Raw genomic sequence first — 17,866 nt, forward strand, 5'->3', positions numbered from 1 at the left:
GTTATCGGCGCGGTTTGTCTGGCGTCATGTTTAATAGTGACGGCGCGCTCAGGCCATGAATGAAGATAGAGATCAAGATGACCATTATGCAGACTATCCAAAGCTTAGTGGCATCAGCTTCGCTAAATAGATCTTTATTAAGCGCATAGGATAGATAGTACAACGTACCAATACCGCGAATGCCCAAGGCAGAGATTGCGTACTTTTCGGTATGATGCATATTCAGCCCGGTGAGTCCTATCACGCCGCTGATAGGACGTATCAAAAATAAAAAAGCAAAGCTGACAAGGTATACCGACCATGTCAGCTCAATACCAGAGTGTAGCCACTGACCGATAAGCATACCGAAAGCCACTAAGACGACTGACATCAGCAGGCCCTCTGATTGCTCTGCAAAGTCGTGTAGCTTTTGATGATATGAGTGCTTATGTTCTGAGCGGCGAAAAGCAAAGGCGGCGATAAATACCGCGATAAAACCATAACTATGTACGTATTCTGCTAAGCCATAGGCCAATAAAGTTAAGGCAATAACGGTATAGCCTTGCGATATATTGGTCTCATCAGAGTTCTTAGCAAAAACAACTTTTGCTAGGAGCTTGCCAACTAAGATACCAACGACAACGCCGGCTAATATTTTCCACAATACCTCATAAGTAAACCACGACCACAGCATCTCCCCAGTGAAGCGCTGGCCATCATTGTAAGCTTCGGCAATATTAATCGCTAGATAAACAAAAGGAAAAGCAAGACCATCATTGAGACCGGCCTCTGAGGTTAGGGTAAAGCGTGGTGTATCTTCACCCCCGGTATTAGGTGGCCCTACTTGAATACTAGAAGCTAAGACAGGGTCAGTAGGAGCGAGTACCGCACCTAACAATATCGCAGCGCCTATAGTCAATCCAAAAGTGTAATAGCCGAGTACCGCCATAGCAAAAATACAGATCGGCATAGTAATAAATAATAAGCGCAGCGTAGGACGCCATAAACCCCAAGCCAGCTCAGTGTCTATTTTGATACCTGCGCCAACTAAAGACACTAATACTACAATTTCAGTCACCTTTTCGATGACGATACTATTGTCTAAAGGGTTTAAAAAGGATAGCGTGAGCCAAAAATAGCCAACTATCATCCCGAAAGCGACTTGCAGCATAGGCAACGAGATAGGGACACGTTTGGAGATGATGGGAAAGATCGCCCCTAGCAAAAACGCGACGCCGCCTATTAAAAGGATATAGTTATAGTTTTCGAGCATAAGAGTTGCGTACGCCTATAAGTTAATATTTATCAACATCTAAATAGCCTGAGTCGTTACTTATAATGAAGAAAAAGTCTAAGCATTTCCGCAAAAAAACGTTATCACTTTAAATAATACGTTGGTTTTTGGTAGTAGCGGGTAGGATTACCCGAGGTTACTAAGGATAGGTCAGCTATTTTTAGACAACAAAAAGCCAGCGCGTAGGCTGGCTTTTTGTTAGGGGTAGCGAGAAGTATTTATAAAGAAGCTATTAGCGCTCTACTTGACTGACATCACGTACCGCGCCAGTATCAGCGCTAGTCGTCATTGCGGCATAAGCACGTAGAGCAGGGGATACGTGGCGTACGCGATCAACGGGCTTCCAAGCATCGCGGCCACGTGCTTCCATCTCTTCGCGGCGCGCTGCTAAATCCGCATCGCTCACGTCCATATTGATAGTACGGTTGGGGATATCAATGTGAATCGTATCGCCCTCTTGCACTAGACCAATAGCGCCGCCCTCAGCAGCTTCTGGGCTGGCATGACCAATGGATAATCCTGAAGTACCGCCAGAGAAGCGGCCATCGGTAAGTAGTGCACACTCTTTACCTAAGCCTTTGGACTTGAGATAAGTGGTCGGATAGAGCATCTCTTGCATACCAGGACCACCTTTAGGTCCTTCATAGCGAATGATAACCACATCGCCTGCAACGATTTTATCAGCTAGTACCGCCTCGACAGCAGCATCTTGCGACTCAAAGAGACGCGCGCGACCAGTGAACACTAAGATGCTCTCATCGACGCCTGCGGTTTTGACCACACAGCCACGCTCGGCGATATTGCCGTAAAGGACTGCAAGACCGCCATCCGCAGTATAAGCATGCTCAGCGCTACGGATACAGCCTGACTCACGGTTAACGTCAAGGTTTGACCATTCTTGTGACTGTGAGAAAGCTTGTGTAGTACGTACGCCACCAGGAGCAGCAATATAACGCGCGCGTGCCTCAAGATTATTAGGATTCATAATATCCCACTTATCGATCGCCTCTTTCATAGTAGCGCTATGAATGGTCGGCAAATCAGTAGTGAGCAAGCCTGCACGATCCAGCTCAGCTAACAGCGCAAATACGCCGCCCGCCCGATGCACATCTTCCATATGGTACTTTTGTGAGGCTGGGGCAACCTTAGCCAAACAAGGCACATTGCGACTTAACTCGTCGATATCGTGCATCTTAAAATCGACTTCGGCCTCATTAGCAGCAGCCAATAAATGCAAAATAGTATTGGTCGAGCCACCCATAGCGACATCTAGCGTCATGGCATTTTTAAAGGCAGCTTTGCTAGCGATAGAGCGTGGTAGCACTGAATCATCATCTTGCTCATAACGACGTTTGGCTAGAGATACAATAGTACGACCGGCTTCTAAGAATAACTCGCGGCGTAGAGAGTGCGTTGCTAGTAATGAGCCGTTGCCTGGTAAAGCCAAGCCTAAGGCTTCAGTCAAGCAATTCATGGAGTTGGCGGTGAACATACCAGAGCATGAGCCGCAAGTTGGACAAGCTGAGGCTTCAATGGTAGCGACGTCTTCGTCACTGATGCTGTCATCAGCGGCATCCATCATCGCATCGACAAGGTCAAGTTTACGTATGGCACTGCTGTCATCACCATCGGTATTGTGGCTTTTACCGACTGTACTCGCAAGAACTTTACCCGCTTCCATCGGGCCACCTGAGATAAACACCACTGGGATATTGAGACGCATAGCCGCCATCAGCATACCGGGAGTGATTTTGTCGCAGTTAGAAATACACACGAGGGCATCGGCGCAGTGAGCATTGACCATATACTCCACAGAGTCAGCGATCAAGTCGCGACTCGGCAACGAGTAGAGCATACCGCTGTGACCCATCGCAATACCATCATCAACGGCGATGGTGTTGAACTCTTTTGCTACGCCGCCTGCGCTTTCGATCTCACGTGCGACCAGTTGCCCTAAGTCTTTTAGATGGACGTGACCGGGTACGAACTGAGTAAAAGAGTTGGCAATGGCAATGATAGGCTTACCAAAGTCGCCATCCGTCATCCCCGTTGCGCGCCATAAAGCTCGTGCGCCTGCCATGTTACGACCACCGGTAGAGGTTTTTGAGCGATAATCCATGTGATATTCCTTACTAATCTAATAAAAGGTGCGTTTGTTTTTGGTTTAATCGTTGCAATTGAATAGTGATAATTATTATTGATAGCATATTGCACTCTAGCGTGCTGCATATAGTCAGTGGCTCAGATACTACTCAATGCGTTCTAGTATAGCCGCCTCAAACCAAGGTAGTTTAGATTTGTGTTCTTCAAGTTTTGAGAGGATGCTCAGAGCATGGGTAGCGGGTAGCAATTGATAATCACTGCTAGCGGCAAGGGTCAGCACCCAATCATCGACGTTGCTGTCTTTATCGATACTGTACTCATCGATGCTGATTAAAGCTTGTTTGTGGTTTTTGTAGAGTACATCAACGCGGCCAAAAAACTGCCAGTCTTTAAAGGCAGCAATCACCGCATCAGCTTTGTTTTGGGTATAAATTTGCTCAGTAGTCTTGGCAGTATTGGTCCAATGTAATCGCACTGCTAATTGCAGCGCCTCACTAAAGACAACTAACGAACCGATTACTTTGACATGCCAAGGCGTCGCTATCAAGTCGGCACTGATGCCTAAAACCGCCGCTGCCTCTTTAGCGCTCATCAGGGTGTTAAACTGTGCCAGCAGCTTTGGAGTCAAAGGATGTGTCTGTTTGATACCATCATCAAGGCTATCATAGTGATATAAGAATTGCAGCGGCAACTCCTGACTAACGGTTTTTTCGCTGATTTTGCAATTATGAATGCGCCAGCTAATAGCCGTGTCCGTTAGTGCTTGCGCCAAGATAATCGCATTAGGATCAATGACGTTTGCTTGCTTTTGTGACGTACTGTCTGCAGTCTTATCAGTAGACGTCATGTTATCTGATGACACTATATTTTGGGAGTTTAAGGGGATATTTTGATCAGTAGTCATATTAGTCGCTGATTGAGTCGGCAAGGCAGTTAAATCCATAACAGTCGTGTTATCAGAGTAGAGGTTTAATATAACATTGATAGCTAGAAAACGTTAATAAATTAGTGGAGTGACAGGGCAAAAGATTGGTTATAACTCTTTAATCTATCTGAAAGCTGCCAGTCATGGTTTATGCTCTCTTGCTATTTCGTTCACTATATTGCAGTATTCTTTTATATATAGAACCGAAAAATTACTATTAAGGATATAGATTATGAGTCAAAACAATCAACCTAGCCGCTACGATGACAATAATATTTTCGCCAAAATGCTTGACGGTGATATTCCTTATCATAAGGTTTATGAGGATGATAAAACGCTAGCTTTTATGGATATCATGCCGCAAGCCAAAGGTCATGTGCTGGTGATACCTAAGCAAAAAGCGGTAGATCTAGCCGATCTTGAGCCGGAGTATGCCGCCGCGGTATTAATGACTGCCAAAAAAGTTATGAAAGCTCAGCGTCAGGTGTTCGAGCGTGAAGGTATTATTCAAATGCAGCTCAATGGTAGTGAAGCTGGACAGACAGTGTTTCATTATCATGTGCATCTGATTCCTAGCAGCATTCATGAGTTGGGTCGCCATGCCGTTACCCAAGCAGATAGCGAAGAGCTTGCTCATGCTGCACAGCAACTTGCAGCAGCGATTTCAGCTTTTTAATATGTTTTTACTGTTTTTAGGCTTCATAAAGTAACTGCATTAAATAAGGGTATTGAGTTCTAATGATCTTATCTTAGATATAGAAAGGCAGTTGAAAAGCTGCCTTTTTTATTGCTTAGTAATAATCATGTAACAAGCGTTAAATTAATGTTACAACGCAAGCTTGTATCTGGGGTTTGATTACAGAGTATGGTAAAAAACATACTTTGTTGGGCGCATCTGTACCACTTCATCTGTACGAATGAGCTTTTCATTCGATAAAAGTGCCCTTAATTTGAGGACAATATCTTTTATGAGTAAATTACCTCGCTCCACTATTTTGTTGCCAGTATTTGTGCCAGCCGCCGCCATCATGCTGTTATTAGTCATTGGCACAGCGATTAATCCAGAAGCGGCTGGCGAGTTATTTAGTTCAGTACTGGCGTTTACCACCGATACTTTCGGTTGGTTTTATATGTTGGCAGTCGCTATATTCTTGGTCTTCATTATTGCTTTAGCATTTTCGCCCTATGGCAGTATTAAATTGGGTCCTGACCACGCCGAGGCTGAGTATAAGTTCCTTGAGTGGTTCGCTATGCTGTTTTCCGCAGGGTACGGTATTGCCTTACTATTTTATGGTGTCGCTGAACCTGTGCTACATTTTGCTAGTCCGCCACTTTCAGAACCCCAAACCATTGCTGCTGCCAAAGAAGCCATGCAGATTGCCTATTTTCACTGGGGATTCCACATCTGGGCGATATACGGCGTGGTAGGGTTGTCCCTGGCCTATTTTTCTTTTCGCCATGGGTTGCCATTATCAGTGCGCTCAACGCTATATCCGTTAATTGGTGACAAAATTCATGGGCCTATCGGTCATACCGTCGATGTATTTGCGATTCTGGGTACAATGTTTGGTATTGCCACCAGTTTGGGTTTATCAGTAGCGCAAATCAATGCAGGTTTGAATTATTTGTTGCCCAACATGGTTCCTGTGAGTACAACGGTGCAGGTCATTATCATTGCCTTGGTAACGTCGGCAGCGCTACTCTCGGTATTGGCTGGGATGGATAAAGGGGTTAAACGGTTGTCTATCCTAAACATGGTGTTGGCAACTGCGTTGATGATATTTGTGTTTATCGTTGGTCCATCGGTATTTATCCTCAATGCTTTTATGGAAAATACAGGCAGCTATTTGGGCAATATCGTTGAGCGCACCTTTAGCTTACAAGCTTATCAGTCGAGTGATTGGATCGGTAGCTGGACGCTATTTATCTTTGCATGGACCATTGCATGGGCTCCTTTTGTCGGTCTGTTTATTGCTAAGATTAGTCGCGGCCGCACCATTCGTGAGTTTGTAGTGGGTGTGATGTTGGTGCCAACTCTCTTTACTTTCTTTTGGTTTTCGGTATTTGGTGATACTGCGCTACATATGATTATGGTTGACGGTTATGACGCCTTGATTGGCGAAGTGCAGAACAACCAAGCGATAGCGTTATTTAAATTATTAGAGAACTTACCCTTTACCCAGATAGTCTCGTCCTTGACAGTATTGTTGATTATCACCTTCTTTGTCACCTCATCGGATTCAGGGTCGTTGGTTATCGACTCGCTTGCTGCGGGTGGACGTAGTGATACGCCATGGTGGCAGCGCTCGTTTTGGGTGGTAACCGAAGGTGCGGTCGCCGCAGTTTTACTCATCGCAGGTGGTTTAAGCGCGTTACAAACAGCCGCTATCGTCAGTGCTTTGCCGTTTGCGGTCATTATATTGATTTCGACATTTGGTATGTGGCGTGCGCTACGTATCGAAGGACATCGTAATCAGAGTTTAGCCAATGACAATCATTTGCCGCCCCATTTACTTAAACTCGATGCATGGCGTGACCGTATTGACTACATGACCAATCAGCCAACTCGCGATAAAGTGCTTGATTATATCAAAGGCACAGTTATGTCATCAATGAATGAGGTTGCAGAGAAGTTCAAAGAGACAGGTTGGTTGCCTGATGTTAATTATGATGAGGTCAATAATCGCGCAGTGCTTGAATTAAGACGTGGCGAAAACGTTGAGTTCTGGTACGAGGTTCGTTTGTCTGAGCATGACATTCCTGATTATTATACAGAGGATACGGCGAATTCATTGCCGCAAGAGCACCATCATCGTGCTGAGGTATATCTGCGCCGTGGTGGTCAAACTTATGATCTATATGGCTATCAGTCAGAGTCAGTGATTAACGACATCATCGATCAGTTTGAAAAATACCTACACTTCGTTAATGTCTCCCCAAATATTCTGCCTTGGCGTATGCAAGAGCATGATGAAGACATCACACTTGAACAGGGCAGTGTGTTTGATAAGTAGACCTTTTGTTTTTAAATGAAGAAAGGCAGCTGAAAAGTTGTCTTTTTTTAGGGCCAAACTATTTCTCATGCTTTATTTTTCTATAAAGGTAGTTTTACTAATAGATCTATCAATACGGATTTTTACATGAGTCACGTATGTAATGGCAGTTAGCAGTCATTTTTAGGTGGTTTTTTATCATTTTAAAGGCGTTTTAATTATCAACAACTGTTATTTGTGAATACAATAGACACTTTAATACTTTGAAAAATTGATGGTTATATAACAGTATTAGACGCATATACCATTTTATTATTTGAGAGCATTTTATGAGCCAGTTATCCCGCTCCACGATTTTGATGCCAGTCTTTATACCGACTGCCATTGTGATGATTTTATTAGTCATTGGTGCTTCGGTGAACCCCCAACTGGCAAGCGGTCTATTCGAGCAAGTGCTTATCTTTACCACTGAGAGTTTCGGTTGGTTTTACATGCTTGCCACCGCGCTGTTCTTAATCTTTATTGTGACCTTGGCGTTTTCGCCTTATGGTAGCATTAAGCTTGGGCCGGATCATGGCGATGCACAATATAACTTTATCGAATGGTTTTCGATGTTGTTTTCGGCAGGCTACGGTATTGCGTTGCTGTTTTATGGGGTCGCCGAGCCGGTATTGCATTTTGCTACACCGCCGCTCTCCGAGCCACAAACGATTGCCGCTGCCAAAGAAGCCATGCAGATTGCTTATTTTCACTGGGGATTCCATATTTGGGCGATCAACGGTGTTGTTGCGTTGACATTGGCTTATTTCGCGTTTCGGCAGGGTTTGCCTTTATCGATGCGCTCAACGCTTTATCCTATTATCGGTGACAAAATATATGGTCCTATTGGGCATGCAGTCGATGTGTTTGCTATCTTGGGCACCTTGTTTGGATTGGCAACCAGCTTGGGTATATCGGTCTCGCAGATTAATACCGGCTTGAATTATTTAGTGCCAAGCATCCCTGTCAATACCACAGTACAGGTCATTGCGATTACTCTGATTACTGGTTTGGCACTGATATCCGTATTGGCTGGGATGGACAAAGGGGTAAAAAGACTCTCCATCTTGAATATGATATTGGCGACATCGCTGATGTTGTTTGTATTTATTGTTGGTCCTTCCGTGTTTATTCTCAATGCCTTTATGGAAAATACAGGCAGTTATTTAGGCAATATCGTTGAGCGTACCTTTAGTCTACAAGCCTATCAGCAAGGCGATTGGATCACTAGCTGGACACTGTTTATCTTTGCCTGGACGATTTCATGGTCGCCGTTTGTCGGTATCTTTATCGCCAAAATATCTAGAGGTCGCACCATCCGTGAGTTTATCGCCGGTGTCATGTTGGTACCGACTATTTTTACTTTCTTTTGGTTTGCGGTTTTCGGCGATACCGCCTTAAACATGATTATGGTACAAGGTTATGAGACACTGATTAGCGAGGTACAAAATAATCAAGCGATTGCGCTATTTAAGTTACTAGAAAACCTGCCCTTTACACAAATCGTTTCAGCATTAGCAGTGGTGTTGATTATCACCTTTTTTATCACCTCGTCTGACTCAGGTTCATTAGTGATTGACTCGCTAGCGGCGGGCGGTCGCAGTGATACACCAGCATGGCAGCGCACGTTTTGGGTACTTATATTAGGCGTTGTGGCTTCTGTACTTTTGCTAGCAGGGGGTCTACAGGCTCTGCAAACAGCAGCTATCGTCAGTGCTTTACCATTTACCATGATTATTCTGATTGCGATGTTTGGCATGTGGCGCGCGCTACGTATCGAGGGGCATCGTAATGAAAGCTTAGCCGATAATAATCATCTACCGCCGCATCTGCTCAAGCTTGAGGCTTGGCGAGATCGTATTGACTATATTACCGACCAGCCGAGTCGTGAGGAAGTGCTCGCTTATATTAAGGGTACGGTGATGGCCTCGATGACTAAGGTCGCTGAGAAGTTTGCTGAGAGAGGCTGGGTACCTGAAGTCAATTACGATGACACTAATAATCGCGCGGTACTAGAGCTGCAACGCGGAGATGATGTTGAGTTCTGGTACGAAGTGCGCTTATCTAATCATGAGCTGCCCGATTACTATGCCAAAGACGCTTATGGCTCAACAGATGACAATGCAGCAGTAGATAAAACAGAAGAAGCAACGCAAACTCATCAATACCGCGCTCAAGTGTACTTGCGCCGCGGCGCCCAAACTTATGATCTGTATGGCTATCAATCGGAGTCGGTCATTAACGACATCATTGATCACTTCGAGAAGTACTTAAAGTTCTTACATGAATCACCCAATAGTCTACCGTGGCGCATGCAAGAGCACGATGATAATATTACTTTAGAGCAGGGCAGTGTGTTTGATAAATAGTTTAGTCATGCATGTTAATCACTTGCAATAAGGATATTAATCCTTAGAATAACGGTTTGTTTTCATTCACTTATTTTTATGAAGGGCAAGCCGTTTTTTATGTCGATAGATATCTTAGCTCATCCTAATGTGCAATCGCTTGCTGTTGACGATCACTCGTTATTGCAGCCACTAAAAATTGGCGACTTAACGATAGAGAATCGTCTGATGGTTGCGCCGATGGCAGGGGTCACAGACAACCCTTTTCGTAGGCTTTGTAAGTCCTTTGGCGCCGGGCATGCAGTGAGTGAGATGATTATCGCTGATACCGCGCTTTACGCTCGCAAAAAATCCTTATATCGAGCCAATTTCGATGGTGAGATTGCGCCAATATCAGCGCAGATAGCGGGCGCTGAGCCGGATAAACTTGCTGAGGCGGCGCGTTATCAGATCGACAACGGCGCCCAGATTATCGACATCAATATGGGCTGTCCGGCTAAAAAAGTCTGCCGTAAGCTCGCAGGATCGGCGCTATTGCAGGATGAGGATTTGGTTGCGCGTTTGCTTGATGCGGCGGTAAATGCCGTTGATGCGCCTGTGACGCTAAAGACGCGTTTGGGCTTTGAAAATGGCCGTGAAAATATCTTGCGAGTTGCCAAGCGCGCAGAGCAAGCAGGCATAGCGGCTATCGCCATTCATGGGCGTACGCGCGAGGATATGTACACAGGTAATGCCCGTTATGAGCTGATTCGTGAAGTCAAAGACAGCATCAATATTCCGGTGATTGCTAATGGCGATATCGATAGCGCGCAAAAAGCGCAACAAGTGTATGAGCTGACGGGCTGTGATGCGGTGATGATAGGCCGTGCCGCACAAGGCCAGCCGTGGCTGTTTCGCGATATTGAGCACTACTTGCGTACCGGTGAACAATTAGCTGCGCCTACTATCCGCGAGATCAAAGATATAGTGTTAGCGCACTTGCAAGAGCTGTATGACTTTTATGGTGAGTATTCAGGATGCCGTATCGCGCGTAAACATATCGCTTGGTACACCACAGGTATTCCTAGTTCTAACGCCTTTCGTCAAGCGATGTATGGCGAGGAGAGTACAGCAGGACAGTTTCGAGTAGTGGAGGAGTTCTTACAAGCGCACGAATGATAGTAAGCCTTTATTTTTCTGCTCAAACGGTATGCAGCGTCAAAGCTGAGATGAAGTCACTAGATAAAACGTTCTCAAAGCACCTTTTACGCTTAGAGTGTCTCGATGACCATTGTATATATTCTCCAAATCAAGTAAAGTCAAAGATGCAGGTCTTACTATGTAGTCTTTATAGGAGTAGGGGCTATATTCTGCTCGAGGTTACGCTGTACACACAGCCAGTCACGTATACAATAATTAAATAACAAGGATGTTTTATGGCAAACCCTTCAAAGAAAAAAATTAGCAAAGTCGTCAAAGGTAAAAATATTATCATCACCGGTGCTTCAAGTGGTATCGGTGAGCGTACGGCTTTTTTACTTAGTGAGTGCGGTGCACACGTTATCTTACTTGCCCGTACTGAAGAGAAGCTAAAAGTCGTCAAAGAAAACATCGAAGTATTAGGCGGTAAGGCCAGCTACTATCCTTGTGACTTGACCGACATGGACGATATCGAAAAGACCAGTCAGCTCATCCAAGAAGACTTCGACAGTATCGACGTACTCGTCAATAATGCAGGCCGCTCCATCCGCCGCTCCGTTCACGAGTCAGTCAATCGCTTTCATGATTTTGAGCGCACGATGGATATTAACTACTTTGGCGCAGTTAAGATTATCTTGGCTTTCTTACCTGGCATGATAGAGCATAAAACCGGTCAAATCGTCAATATCTCTTCGATTGGCGTACTAGCCAATAGTCCACGTTTTGGCGCTTATGTCGCCTCAAAATCTGCTCTAGATGCTTTTAGTCGCTGCTTAGCTGCTGAGGTCAAAGGCGATAACATCACCATTACCAATATCTTTATGCCGCTGGTGCGCACACCGATGATTGCACCGACCAAACTATATCGTTATATGCCAGCCCTCATGCCTAATGAGGCGGCTATGATGGTAGCCAAAGCTATCGTGAAAAAACCCAATAGTATCGCCAGCGGCATGGGTAAGTTTGCCTCTGCAACTTATTCGCTAGCGCCAGCCATCAACGTTGGCATTCAGTCTATCGGCTATCGTATCTTCCCAAGCTCATCGGCTGCGCAAACGACAGATACTAAGCCTACTTTAGCGCAGCGCGCCTTTGCTAGAATCCTGCCAGGCGAGCATCATTAAAATAGCATTTTAGTTGACTTGGTATGAATAAAAAGGATGCTTCGGCGTCCTTTTTAGTTTGTCGTCAGTTTTGTTAAGGGAGCAACGAGTGGTTCCCTAGTGAGGATTTGAACCTTTGTCTAGGAGCTAATGATATCAATATCTCTACTCATTGAAACAGCTTCGGTTTACCTAACCTATCATGCATACTCTATTCGTAATCGGTACGCTATAGATATTAACTTGGGAGGTTCTAGTTATATAGCTCAACAATAATAATCAAACCAAAAATTATGCGTTTATTAAAATCAGCTCTACGGTTTTTTAGCAAGCTTACTGGTTTTCATTTACTTCACTCGATTAGATAAAATAACGCCAATTGAGCTTAACATTATGCCGCATACCACTACTATTGTTAAAGGCTCATGAAGTATTAACGCTGCAAGTAAGGCGGTCAGTCCAGGAGACAAGGAACCAAGTAGCAAGGTGCGAATAGAGCCCAGCTTGTTGACTGCATAAGAAAACCCAATGGTTGAGACCACCCCAACACCAACGCCTTGTACCAAAATAAAAGGTAGCGCGTCGTCAAAAGAAACGACTCCTAGGTTTGTCTTTAGAATGCCAACAAGAGCCATTACTAATACTATAAAAAATGATGTGTAAGAAAGTACGATAGCCACCGCTATTGGACTTAACTTTGTATTTTTAAGACCCAAGGTATAACCTGCCCAGACCAAGCTTGCAAGCAATAAGAAGGCCACGCCATGTAGCAAACTTTCAGGCGAAGACCCTGCATTCCCTATAATCATAGCGGTTACACCAAACAGAATCAGCATGAATGCCAAAAACTTTTTTAACGATATCTTTTGACGATAAAAAATAAAAGATAAGAGGGCGGCAAAGAATACTGGCGTCCCTGTCAAAATAGTACCAACGTAAGCAGCAGGAGCAGTTCTTGCGCCAAAGGAAGCTAGTAAAAGAAAGGGCACGCCGCCACATAATATAAATAAGACATCAAACCATTTGATATTTTTGATCTCCTTCAAACTGGAGTATGCCCAAGGTGTCAATAAAAGTAATGGCACGCTAAATCGAATGAGCATGACATCAGCAATACTTAGCGATGACCCACCAATAGCTCGGACAGTCAATGCAAAACCTGACCAAATAAGTAGCACGGCAATCATAGCCACATAGCCTTTCGCTAGCGGAGACATTGCAAATGAGGTGTTTTTGCGCGGAGATGATTGAAAGATTGTATTCATGTCGATATCTTAAGCTTATATACAAAGCCTAATTATCAATCAAATATCGCGCTTTTATCTTTATTCTTTTATTGCAAATCTATACTTATTTAGTGGATAATGCCAATTAATGTAGAATTATTGGCTTAAAAAACCAGAAAGGCAATACATGGATAAAATCGACCGTCATATTTTGGAAGTGCTTCAGAAAGAAGGACGCTTATCGACAGCTGAATTAGCTGAGCGCATTGGTCTGTCACCCTCACCTTGTGCTAGGCGCCTGAAACGTTTAGAAGATGAATCCTATATAGAGGGTTACCAAGCGAACGTTAGTAGAGTGAAAGCTGGCATTAAGATGAGCTTTTTTGTGGAAGTCAGTCTCAATAATCATCAAGAAGCGTCAATTATCGCTTTTGAAAATGCGTTATCTGAGATGGAGGAAGTCATTAATGGCCATGTGGTCTCGGGCCCTTATGATTACTTATTGGAAGTAGTCAGCGCAGACCTCAACGGTTATGAAGAGTTTACACGTAAGTTGCATAAGCTGACTAGCGTTAAAGACATACATACTCACTTATCAGTGAGAAAAGTGGTTAATAAAACAACGTTGCCCATTTTTACATGATATCTTTTGATGCCTATTAGGGTCTGTGCTCAGTTTAAAAAACAGTCATTCAAATGACTTAAATAATTAATAAACTTAAGAAGATGCCATGAAGACTTTACAACTCAGCTCAATCATTTTATTAGTAGCCTTATCTGCGCTAACCGGTTGCCAAAAAACTGACAAAGCATTAGAGACATCACTAGAAACACAGTCCCCTAGCGTCATGAAAAAGTTATTCAATATTGATGTTGGTAAAGCATTTTATATCACTTTTCCCGATCATAAGAATCAAATCCAATTGACAGAGTTTACCAAGTTGAGCACTAGTAAAAATGAAAAGCCTTATGTAAAAGGCGTCCTGTCAAACAATGAACATTATGCAGCATGGCTTGACTATACTAATATCACTGCGTTGAACATTTCAAATGATAAAAACATTTTTAAGTTTGTTGCGCCTTATACTCTAACGAATACCAATCCTGATACGGATAAAAAATCCAGTCTAGATAGCCCTAATCTACCTAGTAGCGCACTCTATCTAGGTGCTTTTGAGCTAGATTACCGTACTAATGACATCAACCAATACGGGCAACAGCTCTTAGGTAAGTACAGTACACTGACTGCGATAGATTATGATGGACAAAAGACTGTTGATGTCACTATACGTCAGTATCCAACACAGGCTGACCAAGATAAGGAAATCAACTCAAGTGCTCATAGGCTAACGTTTGATGTAGATGAAGGGTTGAGCTTAGTTGATGACGTTATCGTAGAATAAGCGTTAATGGCTTTAATAGACCAAACACAGGCACTTTGCTACCAGCACCTCGCCCTCGCTTGCCTTTACGAGTTCCACCAAAGTATGATTCGTCTACTTCGATTTCGCCTTCAAATAGACCAGGGTCTTGGCTATTCGCGTAAATAAGCAGTCTTAGCCTATGAAAGTAATAACTGGCTGTCGTTTTATTAACACCAACTAAGCTTGCTGCTGTTCTCGCGGTAGAACCGGCAACAAATAGCTCGATTAGTCTGTTTTGTTTATACCAACTTAGTTTACTCTTTCTCATAGTGCTATCCTAAATAATTTTACTTATCTAGGACAGCCCCAATTTTATAGATATGTTACATTAGAATTACTAACATAAAGAGTGTATCGGTAAGGTACTAATGGGCATACCTGTAATGAATAGTGTGAACCAATGCGCTAGCCAAAACCTGAATTTCATCACGTAAACCAAGAGAATACTGCTAGATAGCAGTGTTCTCTTATTATATTCAAAGGGAAAATCATGCGTTCTTTGCTTCTAACGACAATATGCTTAACGGGCAGTTTAGCTCTAGTGGCGTGTAATAACCATCGAGCCGAAACCACGGATCTTAGTCAGCAATCTACAATGAAAATGCCGGTAGCATCAGCGGCATTTACCGCTTTTGGCAATAAAGGAAAAAGTTGGCGGACAGTGGTTAAAGGAAATAGATTAAGTGTAGAAGCAGATTTCTTAAAGCCCACAACAGTTGTGGTAGTGGGCTCCGCTAATACTAACGGCTTTGAATACGAGAGCACAATAAACGGGCAACCTATTATTTTGAATATACGAAAAAATATCTGTATTGATGACAATGGCTATCAAAATGAATTTATTGCCACATTAAGCTATGCAGGTAGAACATATCAGGGTTGTGCTGTTGCCGGTGCAATAGAAATTGCGCCCACATAGAAGATAAGTCTAAGCGGTATCCAACGTATGCCTATGACAAACCAATTTCACTGGTTCGGTTCCCTAGTGAGGACTTGAATACTAGGCTGTGTGCTAATGATGTCAACGTTTTAACTCACTAAGATAGTCGCGGTGTACTTCATGGTGTACCTACCATACATATTCTATCTATGATCGATGCGCTATACAGGCATAGAAGCTAGCGTTAGATATGAGTTTAATGGCTATAAATCGATGGTATGATTAACGAATAAACCACAGTTAGTGACGCGACTCTATGATCTTTCCTAAATCCAAAATGACAACTGCCTTTCTTTTTCTTTTATCCTCACTATTTCTGCTGATAGGTTGCCAACAAATTCAAAGTGCAACTAATCAACAAGCTTCTCAGACGCAATTAAGTCATAAGGAAAAAAGTGACGTTACAAAACTACAAAAATTGGCCGAACAAGGTGATGTAGAAGCTCAGTTTGAGCTCGCTGAGAAATATAGAGAAGGTACAGAAATAAATCTAGATACTGTAAAAGCAGTCTATTGGTACACAAAAGCAGCCGATCAAGGAAATGTAGCGGCTCAGTCTAACTTAGGCGTGATATACGGTTTAGGTTATGGCGTATGTCAAAATACTATGAAAGCAGTCTATTGGTATACAAAAGCAGCCAATCAAGGAGATGTAGCGGCTCAGTTTACTTTAGGTGATTTGTACCACAAAGGTTCTAGTGTGCCTCAAGATTATAATAAAGCAATTTATTGGTACAAAAAAGCAGCTAATCAAGACTATCCGTTTGCTCAATATGCTATAGCCACTATGTACGAAAAAGGTCAGGGCGTACGTCAAGATTATGCTATTGCTAAAGAATGGTATGACAAAGCATGTGATATTGGATTTCAATCATCAGGTTGCGATGAATATAAGACTAATTATAGTAAATAGTTTTGAATACAGAAGAATTGATTTAGATTAGTCTTCCTGAGGTATACCCCAGCGGAACCAGTCATTTCACCCTTCAAACCTATTAACAGACTACTTAAAACAGACCACTATTAAACAACCACCTATAACAGACTCACGAAACTGTCATCTAGCCAAAAATACGCCACAATATCCAAAACAACCCTAACATCACGACAGCGATAATTAATAGGCGTTTAGCCCAATAGGGCAGTAGGGGTTTTTTATAGCCGATATCATCGAGCTTACTATCGACACCGCGCTGCAAGCTCTTAAACCCTGCTTCAGGAGGCGTAGATTTCACCCGTTGTTTTTGTAGAGGTGCAGTATCTTCATTAGCGACCTCTCTATCTGAGCTAATAGCACTATTTGGAATGCCTTGCTTACTGGCGATAGAAGTGAGTTGTTGGTGTTGTTTGGTTTTGAGGGCGGCTTCATATTCATCGATACACGCTTTAGCGGCGTCCATACTGATACCCTCGTCAGCGGCTAATGTCTTGATGGCCATGACAAGATTACCTTTTTCGATCATTATGACGACCGACTTTGGCAGTTTTTTACGGATGGCTTGAGAGCTGGCGTCTGGATTAAACATAAGGAGCCTTTTTTGATAGTAATATTTGGTCAGATAGGGTTTATTATAGCAACTCTAAAAGCGCTAAGGGATAAGCAAAACGTTACCTAAATTTGTATATAGAAAAATTATGCAAAAAAAAGCCGCAATCCATTCGGATCGCAGCAAATAAAAACTCGCTCTCAAATACTAAGCGACGACAGTAACGATTAAATTGAGAGCGGCGTCATAAACGCAAGTCTTAACTTATAGATTTTTCCAGCGTTGGATAGATTCTTTGATCACTTCTTTGGCTTCCGCAACATCGCCCCAAGATTCAACGACAGTAGTACCGGCTTTTTTCAGGTCTTTATAATGACTGAAATGGAAGTTCAGCTGATTGATCAGCTGCTTAGGTAAGTCCTCTAAGCTGTTATAAGCATTGCCCGTATCGCGATCATCAGCAGGCACGACAACGATCTTATCATCGACTTCGCCATCATCAACGAACTTCATAACGCCGATGACTTTAGCTTTCAAAAAGATACCCGTCGGTAGGGGCTGCTCAGTGATGATTAGCGCATCGAGTTCATCGCCATCTTCATCAAGGGTCTGCGGGATAAAACCATAGTTACAAGGCTTAGCAAAGATTTGCGGATCGATACGGTCAAGCTCGAATACGGCAAGCTCACGGTTCCACTCGATTTTGTGGCTGCTACCAGTAGGTATCTCAACGACCACATTGATAACGCCGCCATCAACATCACCAGCATCCAAAATCTGATTAAAATCTGCCATAAAGGGTCTCCAACTGTTGCTATTATTGAAT

General features: G+C 43.3%; 15 protein-coding genes and 1 pseudogene. 9 read left to right on the forward strand and 7 right to left on the reverse strand.

Going from position 1 to position 17,866, the window contains the following annotated elements; genetic code table 11:
• Position 1: 1 nt before the first annotated feature.
• The 3 genes from ACTXGJ_RS00650 to ACTXGJ_RS00660 all read right to left on the reverse strand — a co-directional run bounded on the left by ACTXGJ_RS00650 (position 2) and on the right by ACTXGJ_RS00660 (position 4,319).
• Positions 2-1,252, reverse strand: coding sequence for a cation:proton antiporter (locus ACTXGJ_RS00650; protein ID WP_443564815.1), 1,251 nt, complete (start codon positions 1,250-1,252; stop codon positions 2-4).
• A gap of 253 nt (positions 1,253-1,505) precedes the next feature.
• Entirely contained in the window at positions 1,506-3,392 is a 1,887-nt protein-coding gene (gene ilvD / locus ACTXGJ_RS00655) for a dihydroxy-acid dehydratase (RefSeq protein WP_439241034.1), read from the reverse strand.
• Between the two features lie 129 nt (positions 3,393-3,521).
• Positions 3,522-4,319, reverse strand: coding sequence for a hypothetical protein (locus tag ACTXGJ_RS00660; RefSeq protein ID WP_439241032.1), 798 nt, complete (start codon positions 4,317-4,319; stop codon positions 3,522-3,524).
• Between the two features lie 214 nt (positions 4,320-4,533).
• Between ACTXGJ_RS00660 and ACTXGJ_RS00665 the strand changes: the two genes are divergently transcribed.
• The 5 genes from ACTXGJ_RS00665 (at position 4,534) to ACTXGJ_RS00685 (ending at position 11,984) form a co-directional block, all read left to right on the forward strand.
• Positions 4,534-4,977 (forward strand): HIT family protein, encoded by a 444-nt coding sequence (locus ACTXGJ_RS00665; protein ID WP_443564816.1) that lies wholly within the window; start codon positions 4,534-4,536, stop codon positions 4,975-4,977.
• Positions 4,978-5,269: 292 nt separating this feature from the next.
• A complete protein-coding gene (locus ACTXGJ_RS00670) occupies positions 5,270-7,315 on the forward strand; it encodes a BCCT family transporter (protein ID WP_439241028.1) in 2,046 nt (681 codons plus the stop codon).
• 308 nt (positions 7,316-7,623) lie between these two features.
• Positions 7,624-9,702: a BCCT family transporter gene (locus tag ACTXGJ_RS00675; protein ID WP_439241026.1), complete on the forward strand. Its 2,079-nt coding sequence runs from the start codon at positions 7,624-7,626 to the stop codon at positions 9,700-9,702.
• Between the two features lie 99 nt (positions 9,703-9,801).
• Positions 9,802-10,839 (forward strand): tRNA dihydrouridine synthase DusB, encoded by a 1,038-nt coding sequence (gene dusB / locus ACTXGJ_RS00680; protein ID WP_439241024.1) that lies wholly within the window; start codon positions 9,802-9,804, stop codon positions 10,837-10,839.
• 257 nt (positions 10,840-11,096) lie between these two features.
• Complete coding sequence (locus ACTXGJ_RS00685) at positions 11,097-11,984, forward strand: SDR family NAD(P)-dependent oxidoreductase (protein ID WP_299039571.1); 888 nt, start codon at positions 11,097-11,099, stop codon at positions 11,982-11,984.
• A gap of 326 nt (positions 11,985-12,310) precedes the next feature.
• On the opposite strand, the gene ACTXGJ_RS00690 is transcribed toward ACTXGJ_RS00685, so the two are convergent.
• The gene (locus tag ACTXGJ_RS00690) at positions 12,311-13,228 is read right to left on the reverse strand and encodes a DMT family transporter (RefSeq protein ID WP_439241021.1); all 918 of its coding nucleotides are present in this window, start codon (positions 13,226-13,228) and stop codon (positions 12,311-12,313) included.
• Between the two features lie 148 nt (positions 13,229-13,376).
• Between ACTXGJ_RS00690 and ACTXGJ_RS00695 the strand changes: the two genes are divergently transcribed.
• Both ACTXGJ_RS00695 and ACTXGJ_RS00700 read left to right on the forward strand, forming a co-directional pair.
• Positions 13,377-13,832, forward strand: a complete 456-nt coding sequence (locus ACTXGJ_RS00695) for an Lrp/AsnC family transcriptional regulator (RefSeq protein ID WP_299039575.1) — start codon at positions 13,377-13,379, stop codon at positions 13,830-13,832.
• Between the two features lie 88 nt (positions 13,833-13,920).
• Complete coding sequence (locus tag ACTXGJ_RS00700) at positions 13,921-14,592, forward strand: hypothetical protein (RefSeq protein ID WP_439241019.1); 672 nt, start codon at positions 13,921-13,923, stop codon at positions 14,590-14,592.
• 10 nt (positions 14,593-14,602) lie between these two features.
• On the opposite strand, the pseudogene ACTXGJ_RS00705 reads toward ACTXGJ_RS00700, so the two are convergent.
• Positions 14,603-14,881, reverse strand: a pseudogene (locus tag ACTXGJ_RS00705) (IS1595-like element ISPssp3 family transposase); the annotation flags it as partial.
• A gap of 327 nt (positions 14,882-15,208) precedes the next feature.
• Between ACTXGJ_RS00705 and ACTXGJ_RS00710 the strand changes: the two are divergent.
• Both ACTXGJ_RS00710 and ACTXGJ_RS00715 read left to right on the forward strand, forming a co-directional pair.
• Complete coding sequence (locus ACTXGJ_RS00710; protein ID WP_439257375.1) at positions 15,209-15,532, forward strand: hypothetical protein; 324 nt, start codon at positions 15,209-15,211, stop codon at positions 15,530-15,532.
• Positions 15,533-15,809: 277 nt separating this feature from the next.
• Positions 15,810-16,466, forward strand: coding sequence for a tetratricopeptide repeat protein (locus ACTXGJ_RS00715; protein ID WP_439241017.1), 657 nt, complete (start codon positions 15,810-15,812; stop codon positions 16,464-16,466).
• Between the two features lie 148 nt (positions 16,467-16,614).
• On the opposite strand, the gene ACTXGJ_RS00720 is transcribed toward ACTXGJ_RS00715, so the two are convergent.
• Both ACTXGJ_RS00720 and ACTXGJ_RS00725 read right to left on the reverse strand, forming a co-directional pair.
• Positions 16,615-17,079: a hypothetical protein gene (locus ACTXGJ_RS00720; RefSeq protein ID WP_299039589.1), complete on the reverse strand. Its 465-nt coding sequence runs from the start codon at positions 17,077-17,079 to the stop codon at positions 16,615-16,617.
• Between the two features lie 225 nt (positions 17,080-17,304).
• Positions 17,305-17,835: an inorganic diphosphatase gene (locus tag ACTXGJ_RS00725; protein WP_439241014.1), complete on the reverse strand. Its 531-nt coding sequence runs from the start codon at positions 17,833-17,835 to the stop codon at positions 17,305-17,307.
• Positions 17,836-17,866: the final 31 nt, after the last annotated feature.

Origin of the sequence: Psychrobacter sp. 1Y11 (assembly GCF_052259045.1) — a bacterium.
Lineage (GTDB): Bacteria > Pseudomonadota > Gammaproteobacteria > Pseudomonadales > Moraxellaceae > Psychrobacter.

Coding starts and splice junctions, on each gene's coding strand:
- ACTXGJ_RS00650 (WP_443564815.1), bottom strand. CDS start 1,252: ATGCTCGAAAACTATAACTATATCCTTTTAATAGGCGGCGTCGCGTTT.
- ilvD (WP_439241034.1), bottom strand. CDS start 3,392: ATGGATTATCGCTCAAAAACCTCTACCGGTGGTCGTAACATGGCAGGC.
- ACTXGJ_RS00660 (WP_439241032.1), bottom strand. CDS start 4,319: ATGGATTTAACTGCCTTGCCGACTCAATCAGCGACTAATATGACTACT.
- ACTXGJ_RS00665 (WP_443564816.1), top strand. CDS start 4,534: ATGAGTCAAAACAATCAACCTAGCCGCTACGATGACAATAATATTTTC.
- ACTXGJ_RS00670 (WP_439241028.1), top strand. CDS start 5,270: ATGAGTAAATTACCTCGCTCCACTATTTTGTTGCCAGTATTTGTGCCA.
- ACTXGJ_RS00675 (WP_439241026.1), top strand. CDS start 7,624: ATGAGCCAGTTATCCCGCTCCACGATTTTGATGCCAGTCTTTATACCG.
- dusB (WP_439241024.1), top strand. CDS start 9,802: ATGTCGATAGATATCTTAGCTCATCCTAATGTGCAATCGCTTGCTGTT.
- ACTXGJ_RS00685 (WP_299039571.1), top strand. CDS start 11,097: ATGGCAAACCCTTCAAAGAAAAAAATTAGCAAAGTCGTCAAAGGTAAA.
- ACTXGJ_RS00690 (WP_439241021.1), bottom strand. CDS start 13,228: ATGAATACAATCTTTCAATCATCTCCGCGCAAAAACACCTCATTTGCA.
- ACTXGJ_RS00695 (WP_299039575.1), top strand. CDS start 13,377: ATGGATAAAATCGACCGTCATATTTTGGAAGTGCTTCAGAAAGAAGGA.
- ACTXGJ_RS00700 (WP_439241019.1), top strand. CDS start 13,921: ATGAAGACTTTACAACTCAGCTCAATCATTTTATTAGTAGCCTTATCT.
- ACTXGJ_RS00710 (WP_439257375.1), top strand. CDS start 15,209: ATGAAAATGCCGGTAGCATCAGCGGCATTTACCGCTTTTGGCAATAAA.
- ACTXGJ_RS00715 (WP_439241017.1), top strand. CDS start 15,810: ATGATCTTTCCTAAATCCAAAATGACAACTGCCTTTCTTTTTCTTTTA.
- ACTXGJ_RS00720 (WP_299039589.1), bottom strand. CDS start 17,079: ATGTTTAATCCAGACGCCAGCTCTCAAGCCATCCGTAAAAAACTGCCA.
- ACTXGJ_RS00725 (WP_439241014.1), bottom strand. CDS start 17,835: ATGGCAGATTTTAATCAGATTTTGGATGCTGGTGATGTTGATGGCGGC.